Consider the following 25,465-nt stretch of genomic DNA (forward strand, 5'->3'; position numbering starts at 1 on the left):
ACTACTCGTTAGAGTGCTTGCGGCGGCGAGAAGCTATGCCTGCAACACCAAGTCCGGAGAAGACTGCGGCAAGACTTGCAAACAAGCCAGTTGCAGCACCCGTCTTAGCAAGACCACTAGCATTACCGGAAGCACCAGAAGCATTACGCCACGCAGCCTTAGCGTTCTTAAGCTTCCTCAAAGCGGCATCAACCTGAGCCTGAGTAGCATTCTTATCAGCAAGCACACGCTTAGCCTCAGCCAAAGCACTCACATAAGCTCTAGCAGCAGCAGTATTCGCCTTAGACGCAGCAGAAGAATCCGCTTCAGAATTATTAACCTCGACTCGCAAAGCAGTCTTATCAACCGAAGCGCTCTGAGAATCACTAGTCTCAACACCAGCAGCAGAACCAGAACCAACACCAGAACCAGAGCCGCTTCCAACACCACTATCAATACCAAACGGGTGATTAATCTTATCCTTAGCAGCCTGAAGCTTCCTCAAAGCCTCATCAACCTGAGCCTGAGTAGCGTTAGGATCTGCAAGCACACTGTTAGCCTCAGCCAAAGCCTTGTTATACGCGTCAATATCCTCAGTCATTCCAATCATAAAGAATACAGAATCACGGAACTTAGCATCAGCATCCGCCTCAGTCTGAAGCTTAGACTTATCAGTCTTATTAGAATCAATAAGCTTCTTCTTAGCATTCTGGAGCTTCTTCAAAGCCTCGTCTACCTGAGCCTGCGTTGCATTCTTATCGTCGAGAACCTTGTTAGCGTCTTCGAGCGCCTTCTTGTAGGCGTCAAGAGCTTGCTTAGACGCGTTATCACCCTTAGCTTGAGCATTCTGATACTCAGGCGTCTTAGTGAAATCAGAATCCTTACCAGCTTCAGCAGTCAGATCAGTCTTATCAGTCTTATAACCATCAGAAAGCTTAGACTTAGCATCCTGAAGCTTCTTCAAAGCATCATCAACCTGAGCCTGGGTTGCATTCTTATCGCCGAGAACCTTATTCGCATCCTCAAGAGCCTTCTTGTAATCCTCAAGAGCCTGCTTAGACGCGTCATCACCCTTAGCTTGAGCATTTACGTACTCAGGTGTCTTAGTGAAGTCAGAATCCTTGCCAGCTTCAGTGTTCAAATCAGACTTATTAGTCTTGTAGCCGTCAGTAATCTTCTTCTTGGCATCCTGAAGATCCTTCAAAGCAGCGTCAAGTTCCTGCTGGGTTGGAGCCTTATCCATGCCGTCTGGAAGCTTACCCTTTGGCTTGCCAGTAGTGCGATCAAAGGCATCAAGAAGCTTCCTGGCAGCCTTGAGCTTTTCGGTGTAGGCATCTAGTGCCTTCTTGGCAGCTTCATCACCCTTCGCAGTCGCGTTCTTGAACTCTGGAGTGTTCTCGAACACGTCGGTGCTGGTGTCGTCCTTGCCGTCCTTAGACTTATCAACTTCTTCTTGCAAGTCGTGCGGGCTAGTGACGTAGTTCTTAGTAATCTTATCCTTAATTTCCTTCAGATTATTAAGAGCCTCGTCAACTTCTTGCTGAGTTGGAACATCCTTAGCACCAGGCTTTGGTTTACCGTCATCACCAAACTTTTCAAGCAAAGTCCTAGCTTTCTTCAACGCTTCTTTATAAGCAGTAACGTCAGCATTATCCTTGCCGTCATCAGTCTTCTTAGCAAGCGCATTCTGATACTCAGTAGTACTCTCAAATGACCCAGCAGTTGGCTTAGCAGTAGGATCTGTCGTATCGGCAGTAGACTTCGCAGCTTCAGTCTTCAAATCGTCAATCTTAGTACCGAAGCTGTCGTCGATTGCCTTTTTAGCATCTTGCAAAGCCTTAAGAGCATCATCAACTTCTTTTTGAGTTGGCTGTTTATCAGCTTCAACATTTGGATCAGGATTATTCACCTTGTTGATGAGTTCCTGCGCAGCCTTGAGCTTTTCGTTGTAAGCTTCCAGCTTTGCAGTCGCATCAGCGTCGCCAGCGTTCTTCTTTTCAAGAGCGTTCTTGTACGGAATCGACTCTTCAAACTTAGGAGTTACAGGCTTGCCGTCTTGATCCTTATCACCGACCTCGTTATTAAGCTTGTCAACGTTGGTCTTGTAGCTGTCAGCAATCTTCTTCTGAGCAATATTGAGCTGCTTTACTAACGCATCAACCTCACGCTGAGTAAGCTTGCTAGTATCCTTAAGCTTTTCAGCAATCTTAGCAATCTGACCTTCAAAACCAGTTTGCTTAGTAGCATCGCCCAAGTCCTTTCCAGCCTGATCATGCTTTGCGTTGTTAGCGTCAGCCTTGATTGCTTCAGCATTCTTGTATTCAGGAGTCTTCTTGAATACATCTTCTGCGTATTCCTTAGCTTGCTTAAGCTTATCAACGTTTGTCTTATAGCCGTCGGTAATAGCTTGCTTAGCTTGCTTCAAGGCCTCAAGAGCATCATCAATCTGTTTCTGAGTTGGATGATCGCTGAGCGTATTGGATGTGTTATCTTGCGCCAACTTGCGTGCCTTTGCCAAAGCATCCTTGTACGCTTTCACATCATCATTGTCTACCTTCTTACCGTCAGCGCCATCCTTCTTCTTAGCATCAGCATTCTGGAACTCAGGCGTATTCTCGAAGTCGCCTTCAGTAACAGCAGCATGCTCTGGAGTAGACTTCTTAGTTTCTGTCTCAAGATCAGTAGTAACAGTCTTATACTTCTCAATCTCAGTACGAGCATCGTCGAGAGCCTTAAGTGCGGCGTTGATGTCTTTTTGAGTTGGCTTTGCGTCTTGCGGCGTGTCAGCGCTGTCATGCTTCTTCAAAAGCTCCTGAGCTTTTGTCAAAGCTTCATCATACGCCTTCTTGGCTTCCTTAGCAGCGTTGTTCCTCTCGGTATCTTCAACTAACTTAGTTGGGTCAGTTGCATCCGCCTTCATGAAGTGAGGATCAGACGCATTGCGATACGCATCAGAAGTTTGCGTTCCTTCTGTAGCTGCAGGGCCCTCTGTAGAGCCGTGCTTCTTTACGCTTTCCACAAGCTTGGCGGTGTCGGTGTTGTAAGCGTCGAGAGCCTTGCGTGCTTCATCAAGCTTCTTCAACGCATCATTGACTTCCTTCTGAGTTGCAGCAGGATTCTTGAGCAATTCCTTAGCTTCATTAAGAGCTTTGCCATAATCGTCTACAGCCTTTTTAGCTGCTTCTTTCTTAGTTGCATTCTCAGTGCCATCATCATTCTTGAAATCAGGCACAGAAGCATTCTTATACGCAGGAGTCTGCTTGGTTGCATCATCCTCGTTAACAGACTTAAGCAGCGCGTCAGTCTTGGTTGCAAACTTATTCAACTCAGCAGCTGCAGCGTTCATTTCCTTAAGGATAGCGTCAACATCCCTATCCAGAGGCTCGCCTTGTGCGTGTGCCTGAATATTCTTCAGGTAGTCTCCGCTGTCAGGGTTGCCATCCTTATCAGGAGTATTTGTATCAGGAATATCATTACCATCTGCTTGATCCTTAGGCATCTTTTTCTCAAGCGCCTGTTGTAGCTTCTTTACGGCATCGTCATACTTCTTCTTAGCAGCCTTTGCATCCGCGCTTGCATCAGCTTCAGATACATTCTTATACGCAGGGCTGAGCTTTATAGCAAGGTCATTAAACACAGCTGCCGAAAGCCTGCTGGTATTAGTTGCATACTTGTCGATGACTTTACGAGCATCTTCAAGAGCTTTCTTTGCATCGGCGATGTCTGTAGCAGTTGGCTGCTCAGCTGGATTAGTTTTAGCAAACTTTTCCTTCAGAGCCTTAGCTTTTTGATAAGCATCGTTGTAATCTTTGAATGCTTTCTTAGCATCAGTGTCTCCAGCTTGCGCCTTATCGAAAGCGTTGAAGTAGGCTGGCATCAGATATCCGCTAAAGTTGTCTGCAAGAGCTTTCGTAAGATCGTTAGCATCGGACTTATAATTCTCATGCAGAGCGTTTTCGGCCTTAGTTAATGCATCTTTAGCATCATTAACTTCTTTTTGAGTTGCATTATCTTTCTTAAGAACCTCACGAGCCTTAGCTAACGCAGTGTCATAGTTTTCAACAGCAGTTTTAGCAGCAGGGTCGGTGTCTTTCTTCGCAGCGGCATTCTTGTAGAAGGTACTCTGCTTGCTTGCATCATTATTAGGATTATCAAAGGTGAGCTTTTCGGCAGTTATAAGCTGCGACTTATCGGTTGCTTTAGCGTCAAGAGCTGCTTTGGCTTTTTGAAGCTCATCAATAGCTGCATTAACGTCCTTTTGAGAAGCGCTTGGATCCTTAGAAAGATCGTTTGCCTTCTTTACAGCGTTATCATAAGCTGTACGCTCTTTTTCAGTTGCGTTTTGATATGCTGGGTCAGCGGTCTTGAGCTTCTCCTCGCCTTGCTTAGACGTATCACCAGTCTTTACCTTACCATGCTGAGCGATTGCATTATTCAACTCATCCTTGTTGGTGCTGTACTTATCAAGCTCCTTACGCGCAGCATCAAGCTTTGCCTTAGCAGCGTCAACGTCTTTTTGCGTGGCGTTGTTGTTGTCCCTTGCAGCTTCAGCAGCTTGAAGTGCTTCATCGTAAGCTGTCTTTGCTTTCTTAGCAGCTTCGTTCCTGTCGGTGTCGGCAGAACCATCTGACTTCTTAAAGTCAGGATCGCTCACATTCTTGAACTGGTTTGTTGCTTGCGTGCCTGTAGCAGCTTGCTGACCTTCTGCAGCTTTACCGTTCTCATCGATGGATTTCTTAAGCTCCTCTTTCTTGGTAGCGTCACCATCAAGAGCTTTGCGAGCTTTTTCCAGCTTAATGGTTGCGTTATCAACCTCAGCCTTAAGCGCTTCGGTTAAATCAGCATCAGCTGTGTTACCAACTTTTTCAAGCGTTTGTTTAGCAACCTTCAACGCATCATCATAGTCGCTCTTTACCTTGTCCGAAGCGTTGTAGTATGCAGAATCAGTAGGAACTTCCTTACCCTCAACATGGGTAGTCTTGTGATCCTCAACCGACTTCTTCAAATCACTTGTCTTATGATTCGTCTGCGGCACAAAGATAACGTTAATCGCCTTAGGCGTATTCCCAGGGTTTTTGCCATTTTCGATGTAAATGTTTCTATACATCGTCAATCCATACGGCAAAACAAACAGGCGCGCTTTATATACCTTGTTTCCTTTAGCAGCAACTACTACCGGCTTAGCTTCTTCATCCCAGGAATACGATCCTGCATTCGATTCAGAATCGCCAAGATTTTCACCAGAATTAGAAACATTCTGACTATATTGCCAATAAGCACCGCTCATATTGCCGAGCGACAACTCAGTTGTAGGTTGGCCGTTCTTGTCGATCACGTAGCCCACATGCGACTTCTGCGCGTTTTCTTTATCGCCTTCATGAGCAAGAGCTTCGCCACCAGTAAGCTCGCGCAAACCAGCGTTGCCATCCTTCGGCGTAGCTTTCAACAAATTAAGAATCTTATTTGTATCAAACCCTTCTGCTTTAGTTGGGTCGTAGCGGTAAATGATGGTCTTGTGGTCTTCGCTCCACGAAAGGCCTTCGTCGGTGTCGCGGCCGGCAATTTTATTATTCTTCCACGAAACGTCGTAATCTTTGCGAATATCCGCCAAACGCGTGAGCTTGCCAGCCTTTACATCAGACTTAAACTCAGCAACCGCTTTATCGGTCTTAATCTTAACGGTAATAGTATTTTCTGCCTGACCATTCGAGATGCCCTGATTTGCATGACCAGCCGCAGTAAGATTGCCAGTAAGATACGAAAGCGTAATCTGCTTCTCGTAGTCGGTAGCGCTTAATCCAAGCTCTGTGTTGTCTTTATTAGCTTCGTAAATAGCCTTCTTAATGCTCTTAATCTCAGCATCAGAGTAAGCGAGTGGATTGTAGATAACAGTTGCGGTACTTTCTGCAGGAACCTTAATCTGATCTTCGGTAAACTTCTTCAACACAAGGTCACGCAGAGCAATCTTAGGAGCATCTTTTTCATCCACGCCGTCAAAATGGATTACAGCATTATCTCCATCAAACGAAATCTTATCTGCTGTAACGCCATTAATCTTGGCAAGCTTCGTCTTAATTTCTTCCTTAACTTCAGTCGAAAGATTAGACGGGTCTTCAACTATCGGCTTGTCAATGCGATCATCGTAGCGCGCAACGGTAAGCGGAATAGCTTGCGACTTAAAGCCCAAATCCGTAACCATATAAGTGTTAAGCGTCTTCGCGCCAACTACGTAAGTATTATCATCGCCAGCTTTTTTAGCATTAATAGCATTAAACGTAGTCTTGTCGTAAGCACCATCAGCTTTTACGTTAATATTTTGCGTAAACGCTCCAGAAAGCTGATCATTTACCGACTTTTTATCGCTACGCTCAGTATTAATATTGCCAGCTTCAGTAATTGCTGCTTGAACCTTTTCTGCCGTAAGAGGCTGATTATATTTCAGCACCACTGACCCGGAAGTCTTTGGCGGCACAAGCGTTACAGCGCGAAATACGTTTGTTTTATAAGCAATAGTTTCTTTATTACTACCATCTTTAGTTACATACACGAAAATAGAGCGACTGGCTGTATACTTCTCAGCACCGCCATTAAGGTTACCATCCCTAAAAAGAGTGCTCATCGTAAGAGTTGCAGATCCATCGGAATTAGCAGTAAATATATATTCGCCAGAATAGGCTTGATGTTTGTTTGGATCTTTCGAGTAAAAATCAATACCTCTCTCACTTTTTGCATTATTGAAACCATTTGTCCTAGCAGGGAAAATAGCAATACTGGTAATCTTGCTACCATCTTTTGGAGCTGCAAAATGGAAAGTAACAGTGTGCTTTTCGCCATTTACGCTATACGTGTTGTCTGAGCTTCCCCAAGCATACGCATTTGGTACAGAGTCAGCATTATTATCGTTAATTTCAATCTTGGTGCTTCCATCTGCTTGAGCAGCTGGCGTAATTTTATTAAGATCTTGATTTGCTGTATCATTAGAAGCGCGATCCTGATTTTCAGGCTTAGTATCATCAAGTTGCTTATCTTCAACCGTTGCACGCTTTGAACGCTTCCTTGCGGAATTTGCTGTAGGAGTGCTATTTGCAGTCTTATCAGTAGCAGCAGTGCTATCTGTAGCCTTATTATCTACAGACTCAACACTCGCAGTCTTCTGTTCAGTCTCAGTAACACCAGCCTCACCGTCAACCTTTACTACAGACTGCGTAGAAGTTTTCGTTTTGTTAGCCAGTTTCTTTTCAAGATTAGTCTTGCCAGGTTTCTCTTCAGGCTGCTTCTTTTCTTCAGACTTTTGCTCAGAATCTTTATTAACATCAGTCTGATTCTTCTTAACCTCTTCCTTAGCTTTATCAGACTTAGCAGCATCCTTATTCTCAGCCTCAACACCAGGCTTCTTACCAGCCTCAACAGGAACCGAAGCCGCACCAGCCGCAGCACCATTCTCCGCCGCCATTGCCGGAGTTGCTCCAAAAGCGAACGCCGCACCAGCCAACACGCCAGCGGCTCCAACCGTAAATGCTGCCACCTTGCGTGCATCCACAGCCTTAGCAATCGCATTACTTACTGCAGCATCCAATGTAACCTTGCGTGCATGCCTTCCGGAATTTGAATTAGCCATTGTGTATCTCCTTGAATACCAGATTCTCTCTGAACAAGTCTTTATGAATTTATTAGTGAAGAGCTTTGTGCAGTAATCAAACGCTGATCGAACTACGGTCAAATACATATGAAACTTCTGCTCAGCTCTCAAAAGCGCAATCTCTTTTATTGAGATTTACATTCAATAATACCGAATATACGAATATTTTGCAACGTATTTGTTATAATGTATAGCCTATGAAGCCCCCCCCCCCCAGAGGCTTTATTCCAACATTTTTAGCAGATTTTTGGGGCGAAAACTTTCATAACAAATGTAAGCTAGATTACAGTTTTAATGGTGATTCTAAACACATGTTTAGTATAAAACGCAATTATTTTATGCATTTATACATTTTTGCGTATTTGTATACATTACACACTCTATGTTAAATTTCAATACTCACTACCACTCGGTCGTGTGGATATTCACGTGGTAGAGATTTGAGATTTTTCGCACTGAACGAGGCGAACGTCAGAGCCGCAGGCTGCTGATTCGTCGAGCGAAGAAGAAAAATCGAAAAATCTCTGTGATAAGGCACGGTTATTAACGAACTAGCATGCAGAGTTTGGGGGGATTTCTTTACGAGCAATAAAAGAGGACTGAGGAAGCAACATTCTTTTAAGAACAAAGCAGACAGTAAAATCTTTAACAGCCAGAGCGACGAAGGACGGGAACTTGCGAGGAGAGAAATCCCCCAAAACTCGCGCCACAGTAAGCAAAAACTTGTGTAACGCTGCCACCTACCCAATTTTCGTAAAAAGCGGCTTCACATTCGCCCAAATCCTTCGAGCAATGCCCGGATGATTCATCGTATACAAGTGAATGCCATCCACACCTTCGGCAATTAAATCGTTAATCTGCTGAGAAGCAAAAATACTGCCAGCATCGCGCAAGCAATCAGCGTTACTACCCCAGCGATCCATCATTGCGGAAACTTGCGAAGTAATTCGAGACGCACACAAGCTCGTCATGCGCTTAACTTGCGAAGCGTTCGCAACAGGCATCACGCCAGCTTCAATCGGCACGTTAACGCCGGCGGCACGAGCTAAATCACGGAAGCGCAAAAAATCCTCATTATCGTAAAAAAGTTGCGAAATTAAATGCGTAACACCCGCATCAACCTTGCGCTTCAAATTATCAATATCCGCTTGCAAACTTTCCGCCTCCGGATGCTTCTCCGGGTAGCAAGCGCCCAAAATCGGCAAATCCGGGCGCTTTGAACGAATATAATAAACCAAGTCACTAGCGTGCTCAAAAACGCCTGCTGCTTCCTGACCTGCAATCACGTCGCCACGCAAAGCCAAAACGCCGGAAACGCCAGCATTATCAAACATTTCCAAAGCTTCATCAACAGCATCATAATCAAGGTAGCGAGCTGTTAAATGAGCAACTGCGTCAATGCCATATTCGGAGCGAATCGTATGAGCAATACGCGCAGTAGCAGTACGATCCTGCAGCTTTCCAGTGCCGTAAGTAACCGAAATAAAATCCGGGTCAAGACCCTTCAAGCCATCCAAAGTATCGTAAATCGTACCAATAGGAGATGTGCGCTTAGGTGGAAAAACTTCCAGCGAAAACTTTGGTTTATACGGCATAGCTCACCCCCTATTTAGATTGTTGCTTACATTGCCGCTTAGATTTCCGCTTTGCTTGTTGCTTTGCTGATTATTAGAAAGCTCCGCACGGACCTCTTTAGCAGCAGCGACAAGATTCTCCAAGCTTGGCCAAGTTTCAGCGTCGCCTCGAGTTTTAAGACCGCAATCCGGGTTAATCCAAAGCTTTTGAGCAGGCATCTTACGCAAAATCTCGTGAATACGCTCCACAAGCTCCGCCTTACCAGGAACGCGCGGAGAATGAATGTCGTAAACGCCAGGACCAGCCTCAGTCTCAAAATGCGCGTCGTGAATAGCGTCAAGCACAACCAAGTCGCCACGAGAAGCCTCAAAAGAAATCACATCCGCATCCATAGCATCAATGTCGCGAATAATGTCATTAAACTCCGAATAGCACATATGCGTGTGAATTTGCGTAGTCGCAGCAACTGCAGAATGAACAAGGCGGAAAGCAGCAATCGCCCAATCCAAATACTTCTTATGCCAATCAGAGCGGCGAAGTGGCAACTTTTCGCGCAAAGCAGCCTCATCAATCTGAATCACACGAATACCCGCACGCTCCAAATCCAACACTTCATCGCGAATAGCAAGAGCCAACTGCTGAGTCTGCTGCTCGTGAGTAATATCCTCGCGAGGCCAAGACCAGTTAAGAATCGTCACAGGTCCTGTAAGCATGCCCTTAACAATATGCTTCGTGCAGCTTTGGGCATAAGCGCTCCAAGCCACAGTAATCGCAGACTCGCGAGAAACATCCGACCACACGATTGGAGGCTTCACGCAGCGAGTACCATAAGACTGCACCCAAGCGTTTTTCGTAAATTTAAAGCCGCGCAAATGCTGGCCAAAATATTCAACCATGTCGTTGCGCTCAAACTCGCCGTGAACAAGCACATCCAAGCCAATTTGCTCCTGATGCTCAATGCACTTGGCAATGCGATTGCGCATAAACTCGTCGTAAGCTTCGCGCGAAATCTCGCCCTTACGAAGAGCAGCTCTAGCGTTACGAATATCCTTAGTTTGCGGGAAAGATCCAATAGTAGTCGTTGGCAAATCCGGTAAGCCAAGAGCTTCCTTTTGCAAACGCTGACGTTCTGCCCTTTCCGGCAATCGCACAAAATCAGAATCTTTAAGATTAGCAAGACGATTAGCAACAGCAGAATCTGCTTTCACGCGCGAACCGTCGAACAAAGCCTGATTTTTAGCCAAAACGTTACTTGACTTGCGGCTTTCGTCACTTTCTGCAGCAAGATTTGCAATATCGCGAATCTCTTGCAACTTTTCAACAGCAAAAGCAAAATATTGCAAAACATCCGCACCCAAAGCATCCTCACCAGCAGTGCTAAAAGGCACGTGAAGAAGCGAGCAAGCAGTAGAAACAGCCACGCGATCCGTAACATTCTCACGCAAAGCGTCAACCAAACCAAGGCTCACAGCATAATCGTTACGCCAAATATTACGGCCATTCACAACGCCAGCAAAAAGCGTAGTTTTTTCGTTCACACCATAACGCTCAATGGCTGCAAGATTTTCTTCCTTGCCTTCCACCAAATCAACGCCAACACCGTCAAAACCAAGATTATTCACAGTTTCGTAAGCGTCAGCAATATTGCCAAAATACGTGTTAAGAAGAAGCTTAACTTCCGCGCCCCTAGCCTCAAGCAAAGGCTTATACAAAGCTTCAAAAAGCTCCAAATCGCCTTCCTCTTTATCAAGCGCCAAATAAGGCTCATCAAATTGCAGCCAAGTTGCGTGAAGTTCACCAAAACGCTTAACAATACTCGCATAAGCAAAAGCCAGAGCTGAAATCACAGACTCAGTTACTTTCAACTCCTGCGCTTCAGGAGTACGAGCCAACTTCAAAAAAGTGTACGGGCCAATCAGCACAGGCTTCGTTTCCAAACCCTGCGCGCGAGCCTCCAAAAACTCGTCAAAAGGCTTAGTTCCAGCCAAATGCAAGCCTTCCGGATTCTCAACTTCCGGAACAATATAGTGGTAGTTCGTAGTAAACCACTTCTTCATTGGCAACGCCGTCACATCGCCGCGCTCACCCTGATAGCCGCGCGCAATAGCAAAAAGCGTATCCTCAGCATGCTCAAAATTCAATTTACGATAACGCTCAGGCACAGCACCCAGCAAAATAGCAGTATCGAGCATTTGATCATAGTAGCTAAAATCGTTACTTGGAATTAAATCAATCCCAGCTTCAGCTTGCAAACGCCAATGCTTAGCTCGCAAAGACTGAGCAACTTCACGCACTTCATCCAAAGAAGCATCCTGCTTCCAGTAACGTTCAATAATCTTCTTCAACTCACGATTAGCGCCAATACGTGGGAAACCGGAAACAGAAGTAAAAACCGCAGACATACATCCTCCAAAAAATTTCTTTGACTCGCTTTAGCCTAGCAAAGAAATGCTTGAATGCGGTCATTCAAGAACTTGGGGTGTCGTTATAAGCTTAATTTATATGCTTAATTTCGTGTGGTTATGCAAAGGATTTGGGGGTGAGGATTGCGAGGGCCGTGGCACCGCGCAAGCCGCAAGTTGCGAATGGACGATCAGACACAAGCACCACAACAGACGCATTAGCAAGCCCCAAACGCATCGCCCCAAGCACATCCGGATCCGAATCAGGCGAAGAAAGCCACTGCGCAGCCATAGACATCGTCGGCTCATGCCCAACAATCATCGTCGTATGAACATCGCCTCGAATCGCTTGCAACTCGTCCATAACAGATTGCATACCGCCATCGTAAAGACTCTTGCGCGACTCAACCACAGGAGAGTCGCCAAAACGCTTCAACATGCGTTTCAAAGTTTGCTCAGTGCGATTCGCACTAGAACACACAATATAATCCGGCACAAGCTTCAAAGATTCCAAGCCTTTTGCCATAATTTTCGCCTGCTTCAAGCCCTTATCTGTAAGACCACGACCCCAGTCGTCACCCATTTGAGGAGCCTCAGCTTTAGCATGACGCATCAGCAACAAAACGTACTTACTATGATGTGCTTTCTTCATAAGCTTTTTCATTGGTGATGCCATAATGCTCTCCTACTTAGCTTGATTAAGCGCTGATTGTTGTGCAGACTGCGAATCTTGCAAATCTTGCGACTGCAAATCTTGCGACTGCGAATCTTCCGGCAATTGCGCAAGCTGCACGTCTAAATCACGTAAAACTTTACGCAATTTACGATCCGAAATATCGCGCAAAGACAAGTCTTCCAACTGCTCCGCGCGCTCTTCTGCTGTCATATCGTCAATATCGCTCACAGTATCTTTAGTACCGTGCTCACGCTTTTTCAAAGCGCTAAAACCTTCAGCCATTGCGCGCGAAACAATCAAAAATCCAGTGTGGCCAATCATCGCGTGATCCGGACGAACCGCCAAACCTTGAGCTTTCCAAGTGCGTTCCAATGTTTCCTGAATCTCCGGCTCAGTCCACATGCCACTTTCTCGCAAAGCTTCAGCCATGCGAGACATTTGCGTAGTAGTCGTAACGTACGCAACAAGCACGCCTCCAGGCACAATAACTCGATGAGCTTGCTCGAGGCGATTCCAAGGGTCAAGCATGTCTAGCATAATGCGATCCACGCTGTGCGCATCTAAGGTTTTTGCAACAGAATCAAAATCGCCAGTAAGCAAATTCCACCATTCTGGGCGCTTTCCGTAGTACAAAGTTGCGTTAGACTCGGCAATGCGCGCAAAATCCGGGCGAAGCTCAATCGTAGTAAGCTTTCCACACTCCCCAACTGCGTCCAAAAGGCTTAAGCTCATAGCACCAGAACCGGCACCCGACTCCAAAACGCGCATTCCGGAGCGAATATCTCCTAAAGCGATTACTTGCGCAATATCTTTTGGATACATAATTTGCGCACCCCTAGGCATAGAAAGCACGTAGTCAACCATGCGCGGTCGCATAACTACATAATCCCATCCGCCAATAGCGCGAGCTGCTTTCCAAGGCTTATTGCCAGATTTTGAAAAGTCTTTAGATTCTTGATTTTCGCTATTTTGCTGAGATTCGCGCTTTGCACTAACAGTAGTAATTACAACGCCTTCGCTTTGACCAATCACATCGTCGTGACAAATAAGACCATGCTCAGTTTGTGTAAATCCGCCTGCAATAAGTTGTGCAGTAATTCGCTTACCTTTACGATCAGTGAACTGAATCTTCTCACCTACTCGTAACACTCCGCTACGCGAACTACCTGAACGCACTAAACACCTCGCAACTTTAAAACGACTTTTATTATTTCTACTATTATAAGCTCACAGTGGTAAGAGGCATTGCAGAATCGATTGCAAAATCAGGAGCAGAAGGACGAACTCCTGCTTCTACCAAATTCACGCCTAGCATTGCAACCATCGCACCGTTATCTGTGCAAAGCTTGAGCTCTGGCAAACGCACTTCAATTCCATGCTCCTCGCCGCAAGCCAGCAAATGCTCACGAAGCTGCGAGTTAGCAGAGAATCCGCCGCCAATCATCAACGTTTTAGAACCGTACTGCTCGCAGCCCATCATAGCTTTGTGTGAAAGCACTTCCGCCACAGAATTAGCCAAAGAAGCACACACGTCGTCAACTGGAATTTCAAGCCCTTGAGCCTCACGCGCTTCAACCCAGCGCGCAACAGCAGTTTTTACGCCCGAGAAGCTGAAATCGTACGGATGCTCTTTGCCGGAACGACCTTGCGTCAAACCTTGCGGCACTTTCAAAGTATCCGGATTGCCAAGCCTTCCATGCCTATCAATATGAGGGCCACCCGGGTATGGGAATCCAAGCAAACGCGCAACTTTGTCAAAGCACTCGCCTGCAGCATCGTCCAAAGTTGTGCCAACAACGTCAATACTTCTAGCAATATCGTTCACGTGAAGAAGCGAAGTGTGACCGCCGGAAACAATTAAAGCCAGCACATCTTCCGGCACGTCGCCGAATTGCAATTGTGTTACTGCAATATGCCCAATTACGTGATTAATACCATAAATCGGCTTATTTGCAGCCCAAGCTAGTGCTTTAGCTCCCGAAACTCCCACAGCTAAGCAGCCAGCAAGACCAGGACCTGCGCTTACTGCAATCGCGTCAACATCGCTTAAATCCATGTTTGCGTCTGCCAATGCTTTAGAAACAACCGGCACGAAAGCTTCAGCGTGCGCACGAGAAGCAATTTCTGGAATTACGCCACCGTAGCGCGCATGCTCCTGCATTGAAGATGCCACCACATTCGACACCAGAGTGCGTCCGCGCACAATAGCTGCGGCAGTTTCGTCACAAGTTGATTCAATCCCCAATACGATTGCTTCGCTCATTTTATTCCTCTTTATTCCTCGTTATTCCTCAGTTCCGTTATTTTTTGCGGTTAGATCAGCGCACATTGTGTACGCATCCACGCCTTCCGGCTGATAGTAACGTTTCCGCAAACCCATTTTCTTAAAACCAAAACGTTCATACAACGCGAGCGCAGGAACATTGTCAACTCGCACTTCTAGCAACATGCGCTTAGCACCAATTTTTTCTGCGGTTTTGATCATAGTTGATAAAAGTTCCGACGCTAGGCCTTTTCTTTGATATTGTTTTGCAATGCCAATTGTCATTATTTGCGCGTCATCGCCGTCAAACCAGTAGCCGGCATACCCGCATAACGTATGCGTATTTTCGTCGATTTGAGCGTAATACGCGCGCATAGGAGCTTGCAATTCTTGCGAAATCATGCTCTCATTCCATGAGCCTTTGCCAAACAAGTCGGCTTCAATAGGAGCTATTTTTTGCGCTAACTCATTGCAAGTAAAATCGCACTTTGGAACTATATTGCAATTCTCGACTACTGCTGGAAATTTAGAACGCGTTATATCAACAATCATAATTACTCAAATCGTTAAAACGCTTCTATTTTTCTTTTGCCTTATTCGCTTCGCCAGAGCCAAGCACATGCTTAAGCGGATTTGGCACAGACACGTCCGGACGGCGCAAATAAAGCGGTTCAACAGCTTTTACGCGCTCATCTTTATCGACGCAATTCTCAGCGCACTGCTCGAAAATTTGCAAGCCTTGCACACCCAAGTCAAGCGCGCAAACTTCAGCAATAACGCCAATATTGGCAATATTTCGCCAATCTTCAACGTATTTTTTAGCACCGTGTCCGAGCACATCCACGCAATAATTTTCGTTAGTTTCGCTTGCTAAATACTCATTCACACGAGCAACAACATTTTGCGGATAGTCAATATCCATATCTATTAGCGCATTTCCTTCGTTGTCGTATAAGGACATGTACACTTGGCGACGACGCGCATCATTTAGTGAAAGCACGTAGTGACGAATATTAGAGTCGCAAGAATCCACAGAATTCGGAATATTTAGTAGCAAATCCTTGCAAATAACGCCATTTTTGCGAGCTTCTTCGAACGCGCCGGAACGCATCATCAAACTTTGAGGAAGAAGACTATCACACCCCAAAATTTCAGCATTATTTGCAAATGCAATCGCTTTTGCTGCAACTAATCCTGCGCGAAGTCCTGTAAAAGGAGCAGGACCTACTCCCACAACCACGCGTTTAATATCGGAAGGCTTAAGCCCAGCGTCCTCCACAACTTTTGCAATATTTACTTGTAAACGCTCCACGTGAGTGCGAGAGTCGGTTTCAACAATCGGCTCATGGCCCACAATTCCAACAGTAGAACCAAATGATGTGTCAATAATCAGCGTATTACTCATGTTCATTCCTCGAAATCACGTACCAGACTAGCTTACTCGCTTAGCACAACTTGATTTATTTGTTGCGATATTTACTCGCGTATTTCTAATTACAATTTTGCAAGTCGATTAAGCCAATCCTTGCCAACAGCTTTCAAAGTTAAGATTCGCTCGCCATCGCTAGTAAAATCGTCTACTTGCGAAGAGTCAATAGGTCTTGCAATATGAACTTCTAAGCGCTCAGCAGCAAGCACTCCTGCCATTTGCTCACCCCACTCCATAAGCACAACAGTGCCGTCTCCTGGCTCTTCCAAAGCTTCGTCAAGCCCCAAAGATTCAAGCTCGTCAAGCAAACGCGAAACAGTATCTTGCCCCGGAGCAAAATCTTCGCCACCCAAACGATAAGCATCAACGTGAATTAGCGTCGCCGGCTTACCATCCGCAAAAGTGCCATGCAATTCGCGCGCAATCGTAAAAGTTGGAGACACAATCGGCTCACTAATTGAAAGCCCTGCACCAAAACCTTGAGCGAACGTTGTTTTACCAGCTCCAAGAGGACCAGAAAGCAGCAAAACGTCGCCTTCTTTAACTAGTTTTGCCACAGCTTTACCAAGCTCGCGCATATCAGTATCCGTAGGCACAGTACACACTTTTTGCTGTTCTGACACCGTTTCTTCTTTCATACTTAACACAATCTTTCTAATTTGCAGTTCTTAATTTACGTTTCTTATTTACGATTCTTAATTTACGCTTTCTAATTTCCTCGAGACGCAATGAGCATAATACATTTTTCAAGCGCATAATTCGCATCACTAGATCCGCCTTTGCACTGCTCATCCGCCCAAGCTAAAGATTGCAAACATTTAGAAACACCTGCACTATTCCATCCAGCAAGCTGACGCATTGCCATTTTAAGAGCCCACGGGTTTACTTTCGCTTCAGCACTAGAAATCGTGCCGTTGCGAATTGCCATTGCGAGCGCAATTACACGTACTTTTGCAGCCAAAGCACCTATTAATGCTATGGCGTCAACTCCTTGAGCAATTGCAGTTCTTGCTGCAAGCACAGCAGAACCTGCATGACCTGCAACAGCTTTATCCGCAACAAAAAAGCCGGTAACTTGCGGATCTGCAATCAAGTATCGGTCGACAATATCAAGCGTTATTGGATTATCGTCATAGTCGAAGCATAATTGCGAGCATAATGCTGCAAGCTCCCCTGTTTTACTTCCCAAAACTGACACAAGACGTTGTGCTGCTTGAGGCTCAACGCTTCGATTGTGACGCTCAAATATGCTCATAACGAAGTTGAGCTTGGCATCGTCTTTTTTAAGATCCGGCACTGTAATTGTGTTTGCGCCAGCTTTCGTAAGGCGCGTAATAATAGACTTTCCTTTAAGCCCACCTTCGTGACGTGCAATAACCCAAGTTGCAGAAGAGTCTACAAAATTATTTTCGCTATTTTCACTATTTTGCGCTTGTTTGCAGAAATTTTCGATTGCGTCCACTAAAGACTCGTCTGCTTGTTGCAAATTATTTATTATTACAATCGTTCCGTCACCGAAAAGCGAAGGACCTACAGCTTCGTCAAATGCGTACTGATCCGCAGTTGACGCATCAAGTTCAATAATTTCAGCATCCGGAGCACTTTTTTGAACTTTTTCACGCACATTTCGAGCATTTAGCTCGTTTAAGTAAGCGTCACCTCCAACTACCAGCGTAACTGGCATAACGCGTTGCGCGCGCTTATTATTTGCTGCCATAATGCTCCTTAAACCAACCAACTCTTAACCATCATAATATTGCATTCGAATATGCGTGCGTGTTTGCTACTCTTCGAAAATTTTCTCTGCTTCTCGTAATGTTCGCTTTGCCGAAGCAGACCACAGTTGACCAATTATGCTAGCTCTTTGAGCATAATACTTATTGCGAAAAGCTCGCAAAGCTAGCATAAACAAAGCCAATATCACAAATTCTGCACACAACATTGCCCACGCTCCTGCAGCACCTTTTATCCATGGAAACACGCCAAAAGATACTTCATCGCACCAACACGCGCACTTTTGCATAAAGCTTGTTCCAATTGATGAAGCTCTTGCGAAAATAAGCGATAATCCATCGTTAAAGCTCGCACAAACTAGTGAAATTAAGCCGCACACTGTTGCCCAATCCATAAGAGGAGCGACTATTAGATTAGCTGGCACAGACATAAAAGACACTTCCGGTTGCATAAGAATTTGCACTGGCATAGTCCAAAATTGTGCAGAAAGCGTTATAGCTAGCGCAGAAGCAACACAAGATGGCATATATTTTGCAAGCGTTTTAGAAATCGGCACTCCCATAACAACAATTCCCAAAGTAGCTGCAGAAGAAAGAGCAAAAGCATAATCCCAAGCATACGAAGGGTTTACTAGTAACACTCCAATAACAGTCCAACTTAAAGCACTAACTGACTGGTATGGACGTTTGCAACACCACGCAACAGCGGATATTATTCCCATAATTAACGCTCGAAGCACAGATGCAGAAGGGTAAACTATCGCAGCCAAAGCAATTTGCAACGTAATTTGTATTAAAGATGTAGCCCAACGAGCCAACAGTAATCGTGCGCAAAACTTGCGAATAATCATACTAAGTAGCAAAAAGTGTCCGCCTGAAACTGCCATAACGTGCATGATTCCAGCATGTTGAAAATGTTGACGTGTCATATTCGCATAAGTTTCGTCGACAGGCTCAAGTGAACTTGCATCCTCTACTGGCACATATTCTTGCCCAAGCATGCCAACAGTTACTCCAGGAACCAACATTCTGCCTTGCATATCGAGCTTATTTGTTACGTCATAAAACGATTTCCACAAATTACTAACGGCTTTGTGCCAAAAGTCTGAGTCTTGTACAACATGCAAATTTCGTTGAGTTTTTTCTACATGCAATTCAGGCTTACTACTATCAAATCTCGAAGCTTTCACGCTAACAGGAACGCTTAGGCTAGAACCATAGCTAAGTTGCTTGCATATTGGCGAATACGCATACAGTCGCGCTTGAACGTAACTTTTTTGCGCATCAAACTTATGCACTTGAACATTAGCTTGGCAATCTCCTTTAAAACTTCTAGACGAGCGCACAGGAGTAACTACTGTAAATTCTGCAAAATGTGCGCACCCGGCATTATTTCCTCGAGAATACAGTGCTTTAGTAGGATTATTGCCGCGTATTTCTCGCATAATAACGTCACCAGATATCACATATTGAGTTATGTACGAAAGCATGAACGCAGCTACAAAAGCGTTTATTATCACTAAAACTGTTCTACGCCATATAAAAAACTTAAATTTTTTGCAAAATATAAAAATCGAAACTATAGTTGCATTGAATAAAACTATTGAAATGCAATAAATTATAGTAAAATCGCATAAGAATTTTCCAATTAAGCACCCAGCCCAGCACGCTGCAGCAACAGGAATCATACGAAAGTCACGACTTCCAGAAACGTTTTCTACTTTTTCTACGTTTTCTCGCATAATTCACCTATTTGACGTCAACATTCCCACGGAATTTATTCAAGGTTTTAGGCCCAATTCCTTTAATTTGCATCAAATCTTCTAAACTGCGAAAATAACCAACTCTTTTACGCTGAGCGATAATGCGCGCAGCAGTTTTGGGACCGATTCCTTTTAAGGTTTCTAGTTGATCAAGCGTTGCCGTGTTTATATTGATTCTGCCAGTGCTACTTTGATTAGAAGCAGTATTTTCGTTGCTTTTGTCGCTTTTGTTATTACTGTCGCTTTTGTCGTTACTATCACCTTTACTTCCTCTGTTACCTTTACTTCCGTCACCTCCGCTGTTTTCGTCGAGTTCATTACTTACACTTTTTTCTTCATCATCATTTTTATTGTTACCTTTTAAATCGCTAAAAGAATGCTTTTCGCGACTAGTATCGTCGTTTTCTATTGCAAACGCGCCTGCTTTTTCGTTCTGAACTCGTTGATATGTTAAGGATTGAGAAATAAGCATTGTCAAGCTTGCACAAAGAGCCGCAACTAGTATCAGCATTAAAGCAAGCGTATGTACAGGCTTCATGTGAAATCTAGGATGAGTTTTTCTACTTATAATTTCTTCATCAAAAGAATTACAAGCTTTTTCGCAATAGTCGTCACTAAAATTTTTATCAAAATTGCTGTTAGAAAATTCTTCTAAAGACGTTGCAATTCGTCTCCTAGGCAAATCAGACGCAGGCTTATTAAGCCTAAAATTATGCTCATGATTCTGCCCAAAATTCTGCTCAAAGTCTTCCATAAATCCCCCAACTCTTAAAGTTCTTAACTTAACTATTGGGCAACTTATAACACTTCGCAACAAAAATATGCGCCTGTGGTTAAAAGCAAAAAATGCTGTAAAGCACGAAAAATCGCGCAATACAGCATTAATTAAGCAGACTTTAGCTTCGACTCAGCTCTCGTCAGGCACAATAGACACAATCTTAGGAGCCTTCACAATCACCTTGCGCGGAGCCTTACCGCCCAAGCGATCAGCTACAGCTTCTAGCGCGAGCTTTTCAAGCTCAGAAGCGTCAATATTTGGGTCAACTTCAAGCTTTGCTCGAACCTTGCCCTTTATTTGCACAACTGCAGTAACAGTATCCTCACCAACGTAGCGAGAATCCGCAACAGGCCAATCTGCGTGAGCAATCGACTTTGCGTGTCCAAGCTTGCTCCACATTTCTTCGCAAATATGCGGCGCAATTGGAGCCAGCATAAGAACCAGCGGCTCGACAGCTGCTCGCGGCACGTGAGGAAGCGAAGTCAAGTGGTTGTTAAGCACAATCAGCTTAGCAATTGCAGTATTTGGACGCATTGCTTCCATTTCCACAGTCACTTCTGCAATTGTGTTGTTAAGAACCTTCAACGTCTTCTCGTCGAGTGCGTCGTCGGTTACCACGCAAGCTCCGGTTTCTTCGTTCACAACGTTACGCCACAAGCGCTGCAAGAATCGCATGCCACCAACAACGTTACGCGTATTCCACGGGCGAGATTCAGAAAGCGGACCCATGCTCATTTCGTACAAGCGGAACGTATCTGCACCGTAGTTCTCGTACATGTAGTCTGGAGTCACAATATTCTTTAAGCTCTTGCCCATTTTGCCGAACTCGCGGTTCACGCTCTCGCCATGCCATGTAAAGGTTGGCTCACCAGCGCTGTTTGAAGCACCTTCTTCAACCTCGTCAGCAGGAACGTACTGTCCGCGCTCATCCGTATAAGCGTAAGCCTGAATCATACCCTGGTTAAACAAGCGGTGGAATGGTTCAGCAGAATCCACGTAACCCAAGTCGTAAAGCGCCTTATGCCAGAAGCGCGAGTAAAGCAAGTGCAAAACTGCGTGCTCTACACCACCAACATAAAGGTCAACGCCGCCAGAAACATGCTCTTTGCCTGGACGGTTTGTGCCCATCCAGTAGTCGTATTCATCGCTGTCAACCATATGCTCAGCATCGTTTGGATCCAAGTAGCGCATGTAATACCAGCAAGAACCAGCCCAGTTCGGCATAGTGTTGGTGTCACGATAGTAGGTTTTTACGCCATTGCCAAGGTCGAGCTGAACTTTTACCCAATCTTCGTTTCGGCTCAAAGGTGCTTCAGGCTCCGAATTTGCATCGTCTGGAGCGTAAGTTTTTGGCTGATAATCAGGAACGTCCGGCAATGCAATTGGAAGCTCGCTATCTGGCACTAAGTGAGCAACACCATCTTCGTCATAAACGATTGGGAATGGCTCACCCCAGTAGCGCTGGCGAGAGAACAGCCAGTCGCGAAGTCGGTAAGAAACCCTACCTTTTCCTACGCCTGCAGCTTCAAGCCAAGTAGTCACCTTTTTAATAGCTTCGTCTACGCGCAAACCGTTAATAGACAAAGCGTCACCAAGCTTGTGCGTATGTTCTACTGCTGAATTAATAACAATTCCGTCGTGAGAAACAAACGGAGCTTTACCTTCGTAATCTGCCAACTTTTCTTCGGAATCAGGCAAAGGCTCAACAGTGTAAATTACTGGCAAACCGAATGCTTTTGCGAAATCATAATCGCGCTGGTCGCCGCCAGGAACCGCCATAATTGCGCCTGTACCGTAACCCATAAGCACGTAGTCAGCAGCAAACAGCGGAAGTTTTGCTCCAGTTACAGGATTAATTGCGTAAAGACCAGTAAACAAGCCGGTTTTTGCTCCTGCATCTTCCGTGCGATCTTTAGCAGTCTTCGCGCGAGCTTGAGCTTGATACTCTGCCAAGCCTTCTTTAAGACTTGCGTAACCGCCCTTCCAGCTTTCTGGAACGTCCGCACCCCAAGCTTCTGGAACATGCTCAAGAATTGGGTGATCTACGGAAACAACCGCAAACGTTGTACCAAAAAGCGTGTCTGGACGAGTAGTGTACACTTCCAAATCGCGCGTTTCGCCGTCCGCACATGGCACTTCAAAGTGCACAGATGCACCGTGAGATTCGCCGATCCAGTTTCGCTGCATAAGCTTAACTTTTTCTGGCCAATCAATAGTGTTCAAATCTTCCACCAAGCGGTGTCCGTAAGCGGTAATTCGCATGGACCACTGGCGAAGGTTGCGCTGGAATACTGGGAAGTTTCCGCGTTCAGACTTACCTTCTGCAGTAACTTCCTCGTTTGCAAGCACAGTTCCCAAGCCTGGGCACCAATTTACAGGAGATTTAGAAATATAAGCAATACGGAAATTGTTTAATACATCCGCTTGCTCTACTTTATTAAGCTCTTCCCACTTTTTGCCTGTAAAACCAGGAATTTCGCGCTTGCCGCTCTTAAACTCATCAACGAGTTCAGCAATCGGACGAGCAGAACCCTTTCCGCCGTCCTTGCGTACAAAATCAGTGTCATACCAAGCGTCATAAAGCTTCGAGAAAATCCATTGCGTCCAACGCACATAATTTGTGTCAATCGTTGCAAAAGACCTACGATCGTCAAAGCTCAAGCCCATACGATGCAACTGCCTGCGCATATTAGCAATATTTGCCTCAGTGGTGATGCGCGGATGCTGACCAGTTTGAACAGCATACTGTTCTGCTGGCAAACCAAAAGCGTCGTAACCCATTGCATGAAGAACATTCTCACCCTTCATGCGATGGTAACGGCTTACAACATCCGTTGCCAAATATCCAAGAGGATGTCCAACGTGTAAGCCTTTGCCGGAAGGATACGGGAACATGTCCATTGCAAAGAAAGAAGGACGACCGTCAGCAAGCTTGCCTTCGCCATCCTTCAAATCGCCTTTAACATTAGCAGCCCAGAACGTGCCTTGTTCATCCCAGGTTTTTTGCCAGCGCTGCTCAATATCTTGTGCGAGCTGCGCGTTGTAACGAAAAGCTGGCTCAGCAATAGTAGCTTTGTTGTCAGCTGTTGCATACTGTTGATCGTTGTCGTTCATACCCTAGGACTATAGCGTCTAATATCGTCATTACGCAACACTTTTTACAAGTTTTGTTGATATTTTATTAAGAAAATATGTGGTTTTAACGTAAGTTTTCCTAATATGCGCACAAGATTAAGATTTTATGATTATTTCGCAAAATAAATCATTACAATAGTAAATAAACTTTTTGAGCAAATAAAGATTAGAAAATTAGGTAAAATTCAATAAAACTATAAATATTAAAGAGGTTGTGAATTGAAAGTACAAAAAAATACGTTACTTCTTATTGCTTGCTTAGTTTGGGGAGCTGCTGGTTTTAATATTCTTAAGATTGGCTTATTGGCATACCCAAATTATTTGCAGCCACTAAATTACGCTTTATCGTTATTAGTTTTTGCAATATTCCAATTCCTTATTTTTGGAAAACTCGTTAAAAAACATACTCAAAGAATTAACGGCTATGTGGAAGAAAAGCAGTTTTTCCTTAAATTCTTTGACGTTAAATCTTTTATAATCATGGCTTTTATGATGACTTTTGGAATTGTTCTTCGTGCAACAAATATCGCTCCAGAACGCTTTATTGCCGTGTTTTATACGGGATTAGGCTCCGCATTAGCCTTAGCAGGATTACTTTTTGGATATCAATTTGTTAAAACTGTATGTCCGCATTACAAAAACACTCATACTATGCAATAGTGCTTACAAACACTTGTAACACCAGCAACATTACTAAGGAATATTTGACTATCACTCTACGTAAGGAAGTTACTATGAATCATGTTATGAAACGTTATATTAATACGTCTTTGTTGTATGCTGTCCTCGCCATGATTGGCGGCGTCTTTTATCGCGAATTTACAAAATTTAATGCTTTCCATGCAAAAAGTATGCTTGCTGTAGTTCACACACACTACTTTATGCTTGGCATGGTTGTTTTTCTGTTACTTATACTAGTTGAGAAAAACTTCAGTTTTAGTAACGAAAAAACTACGAGAATCTTAATAACTTATCATATTGGACTCAACCTAACAGCAGTAATGATGATTACTCGTGGAATTGCACAAGTACTACGTCTACATCTCAGTCCATCTATAGATTTTGCCATAACTGGTTTAGCAGGAATCGGACACATCCTACTTGGCGTAAGTATTGTACTCATCTTATTGCAAATTAAACGCAGCATCGCTCATTGTGCTAATACTTCAGTAAAATAGTGAGCTTGGGAATAATTTAATTTATTAATAAATATTTTATTAAGTATGTAGCGCATGTTTCGTATGCGCTACTACGTTAAGAAGGCTTCTATGAACAACGCTGTATATAAGAAAAGTAGATTATACGCGCCTGAGCGTTTCTTTGAATGCGAAGGTAAAGGCTTAAAATGGCTTTCTGAAGCTCACAAATACGGCGGCCCTAGAGTGGCTGAAGTATTTGATTGGGGAAACGGTTACCTTAATATTGAGCGCATTGACACTCACTCAGCAACACCACTTGCTGCATTTGAGTTTGGTGCAGCGCTCGCTCATATGCACGATTACGGTGCAAAATATTTTGGTGAAGCACCAGCAGATTACGATGGCACATGCTATTTTGGACCTTTAAGTGATCCAGTTGAAATGCCAACTGGCACTTGGAGTAATGTTATTGACTACCTTGCGGACGGACGATTGCGCCCTATGGTTGAGCTTGGGATTGCTCGCGGAGAGCTTACTAAAAGCGACTTAGATCTTACAAACGAAGTTATTGATGCGCTGCCTGATTTATTAGGAAAAGCTGCAGAAGATAAGCCTGCTCGAGTTCACGGAGACTTGTGGAGCGGAAACGTGTTATGGACTAAAAGTTCAGACGGCGAACACACTGAAGCTGTTCTAATCGACCCTGCAGCACATGGTGGGCACCGCGAAGAAGATTTAGCGATGCTTCATTTATTTGGAATCAGCTATTTTAAGCAGATTTTAGACGGCTATCAGTCTGTTCATCCACTTAAAGCAGGTTTTGAGCAGCGCATGATTATTTGGCAGCTCTACCCTATTGCAGGACATTGCGTGTTCTTTGGTGGAGGCTACGTGAGCGAATACCGTAATATGTGCGAAAGTCTTATAAAAAGTTCTATAAGATAATTTTGCTCA

At 44.6% G+C, this 25,465-nt stretch carries 16 protein-coding genes; 3 read left to right on the top strand and 13 right to left on the bottom strand.

Going from position 1 to position 25,465, the window contains the following annotated elements; genetic code table 11:
* Position 1: 1 nt before the first annotated feature.
* The 13 genes from DOD25_RS03515 to leuS form a co-directional block, all read right to left on the bottom strand.
* Positions 2-7,597 carry an FIVAR domain-containing protein gene (locus DOD25_RS03515; RefSeq protein WP_112928696.1) on the bottom strand — a complete coding sequence of 2,532 codons (7,596 nt, stop codon included), beginning with the start codon at positions 7,595-7,597 and terminating at the stop codon, positions 2-4.
* A 761-nt stretch (positions 7,598-8,358) separates the two neighbouring features.
* The gene (metF, locus tag DOD25_RS03520; protein ID WP_004106424.1) at positions 8,359-9,213 is read right to left on the bottom strand and encodes a methylenetetrahydrofolate reductase [NAD(P)H]; all 855 of its coding nucleotides are present in this window, start codon (positions 9,211-9,213) and stop codon (positions 8,359-8,361) included.
* Between the two features lie 3 nt (positions 9,214-9,216).
* Positions 9,217-11,595: a 5-methyltetrahydropteroyltriglutamate--homocysteine S-methyltransferase gene (metE, locus tag DOD25_RS03525; RefSeq protein WP_112928697.1), complete on the bottom strand. Its 2,379-nt coding sequence runs from the start codon at positions 11,593-11,595 to the stop codon at positions 9,217-9,219.
* A 118-nt stretch (positions 11,596-11,713) separates the two neighbouring features.
* On the bottom strand, positions 11,714-12,271 hold the full coding sequence (locus DOD25_RS03530; protein ID WP_004119025.1) for a SixA phosphatase family protein: 558 nt from the start codon (positions 12,269-12,271) through the stop codon (positions 11,714-11,716).
* Between the two features lie 9 nt (positions 12,272-12,280).
* Positions 12,281-13,447 (bottom strand): tRNA (adenine-N1)-methyltransferase, encoded by a 1,167-nt coding sequence (locus DOD25_RS03535; RefSeq protein ID WP_112928699.1) that lies wholly within the window; start codon positions 13,445-13,447, stop codon positions 12,281-12,283.
* Positions 13,448-13,490: 43 nt separating this feature from the next.
* On the bottom strand, positions 13,491-14,534 hold the full coding sequence (tsaD, locus tag DOD25_RS03540) for a tRNA (adenosine(37)-N6)-threonylcarbamoyltransferase complex transferase subunit TsaD (protein ID WP_112928701.1): 1,044 nt from the start codon (positions 14,532-14,534) through the stop codon (positions 13,491-13,493).
* Positions 14,535-14,555: 21 nt separating this feature from the next.
* On the bottom strand, positions 14,556-15,086 hold the full coding sequence (rimI, locus tag DOD25_RS03545; protein WP_112928703.1) for a ribosomal protein S18-alanine N-acetyltransferase: 531 nt from the start codon (positions 15,084-15,086) through the stop codon (positions 14,556-14,558).
* A gap of 25 nt (positions 15,087-15,111) precedes the next feature.
* The gene (gene tsaB, locus DOD25_RS03550) at positions 15,112-15,939 is read right to left on the bottom strand and encodes a tRNA (adenosine(37)-N6)-threonylcarbamoyltransferase complex dimerization subunit type 1 TsaB (protein ID WP_112928704.1); all 828 of its coding nucleotides are present in this window, start codon (positions 15,937-15,939) and stop codon (positions 15,112-15,114) included.
* Between the two features lie 89 nt (positions 15,940-16,028).
* Complete coding sequence (gene tsaE / locus DOD25_RS03555) at positions 16,029-16,601, bottom strand: tRNA (adenosine(37)-N6)-threonylcarbamoyltransferase complex ATPase subunit type 1 TsaE (protein WP_004119012.1); 573 nt, start codon at positions 16,599-16,601, stop codon at positions 16,029-16,031.
* Positions 16,602-16,672: 71 nt separating this feature from the next.
* Positions 16,673-17,680, bottom strand: coding sequence for a DNA polymerase III subunit delta (gene holA, locus DOD25_RS03560; RefSeq protein ID WP_112928706.1), 1,008 nt, complete (start codon positions 17,678-17,680; stop codon positions 16,673-16,675).
* 66 nt (positions 17,681-17,746) lie between these two features.
* On the bottom strand, positions 17,747-19,438 hold the full coding sequence (locus tag DOD25_RS03565; protein ID WP_112928708.1) for a ComEC/Rec2 family competence protein: 1,692 nt from the start codon (positions 19,436-19,438) through the stop codon (positions 17,747-17,749).
* A gap of 7 nt (positions 19,439-19,445) precedes the next feature.
* A complete protein-coding gene (locus DOD25_RS03570; protein ID WP_004119006.1) occupies positions 19,446-20,213 on the bottom strand; it encodes a ComEA family DNA-binding protein in 768 nt (255 codons plus the stop codon).
* 153 nt (positions 20,214-20,366) lie between these two features.
* Positions 20,367-23,351: a leucine--tRNA ligase gene (gene leuS / locus DOD25_RS03575; RefSeq protein ID WP_112928710.1), complete on the bottom strand. Its 2,985-nt coding sequence runs from the start codon at positions 23,349-23,351 to the stop codon at positions 20,367-20,369.
* 240 nt (positions 23,352-23,591) lie between these two features.
* Between leuS and DOD25_RS03580 the strand changes: the two genes are divergently transcribed.
* The 3 genes from DOD25_RS03580 (at position 23,592) to DOD25_RS03590 (ending at position 25,456) form a co-directional block, all read left to right on the top strand.
* A complete protein-coding gene (locus DOD25_RS03580; protein WP_012914287.1) occupies positions 23,592-24,032 on the top strand; it encodes a hypothetical protein in 441 nt (146 codons plus the stop codon).
* A 74-nt stretch (positions 24,033-24,106) separates the two neighbouring features.
* Complete coding sequence (locus DOD25_RS03585) at positions 24,107-24,550, top strand: DUF2871 domain-containing protein (RefSeq protein ID WP_004106454.1); 444 nt, start codon at positions 24,107-24,109, stop codon at positions 24,548-24,550.
* 54 nt (positions 24,551-24,604) lie between these two features.
* Positions 24,605-25,456 carry a fructosamine kinase family protein gene (locus DOD25_RS03590; RefSeq protein ID WP_325047851.1) on the top strand — a complete coding sequence of 284 codons (852 nt, stop codon included), beginning with the start codon at positions 24,605-24,607 and terminating at the stop codon, positions 25,454-25,456.
* Positions 25,457-25,465: the final 9 nt, after the last annotated feature.

The organism is Gardnerella leopoldii, from assembly GCF_003293675.1.
GTDB classification, from domain to species: Bacteria; Actinomycetota; Actinomycetes; order Actinomycetales; family Bifidobacteriaceae; genus Bifidobacterium; species Bifidobacterium leopoldii.

Bases quoted from the DNA above. Each gene is read 5' to 3' on its own strand.
- DOD25_RS03515 (WP_112928696.1), bottom strand. From the start codon at position 7,597: ATGGCTAATTCAAATTCCGGAAGGCATGCACGCAAGGTTACATTGGAT.
- metF (WP_004106424.1), bottom strand. From the start codon at position 9,213: ATGCCGTATAAACCAAAGTTTTCGCTGGAAGTTTTTCCACCTAAGCGC.
- metE (WP_112928697.1), bottom strand. From the start codon at position 11,595: ATGTCTGCGGTTTTTACTTCTGTTTCCGGTTTCCCACGTATTGGCGCT.
- DOD25_RS03530 (WP_004119025.1), bottom strand. From the start codon at position 12,271: ATGGCATCACCAATGAAAAAGCTTATGAAGAAAGCACATCATAGTAAG.
- tsaD (WP_112928701.1), bottom strand. From the start codon at position 14,534: ATGAGCGAAGCAATCGTATTGGGGATTGAATCAACTTGTGACGAAACT.
- rimI (WP_112928703.1), bottom strand. From the start codon at position 15,086: ATGATTGTTGATATAACGCGTTCTAAATTTCCAGCAGTAGTCGAGAAT.
- tsaB (WP_112928704.1), bottom strand. From the start codon at position 15,939: ATGAGTAATACGCTGATTATTGACACATCATTTGGTTCTACTGTTGGA.
- tsaE (WP_004119012.1), bottom strand. From the start codon at position 16,601: ATGAAAGAAGAAACGGTGTCAGAACAGCAAAAAGTGTGTACTGTGCCT.
- holA (WP_112928706.1), bottom strand. From the start codon at position 17,680: ATGGCAGCAAATAATAAGCGCGCGCAACGCGTTATGCCAGTTACGCTG.
- DOD25_RS03565 (WP_112928708.1), bottom strand. From the start codon at position 19,438: ATGCGAGAAAACGTAGAAAAAGTAGAAAACGTTTCTGGAAGTCGTGAC.
- DOD25_RS03570 (WP_004119006.1), bottom strand. From the start codon at position 20,213: ATGGAAGACTTTGAGCAGAATTTTGGGCAGAATCATGAGCATAATTTT.
- leuS (WP_112928710.1), bottom strand. From the start codon at position 23,351: ATGAACGACAACGATCAACAGTATGCAACAGCTGACAACAAAGCTACT.
- DOD25_RS03585 (WP_004106454.1), top strand. From the start codon at position 24,107: ATGAATCATGTTATGAAACGTTATATTAATACGTCTTTGTTGTATGCT.
- DOD25_RS03590 (WP_325047851.1), top strand. From the start codon at position 24,605: ATGTTTCGTATGCGCTACTACGTTAAGAAGGCTTCTATGAACAACGCT.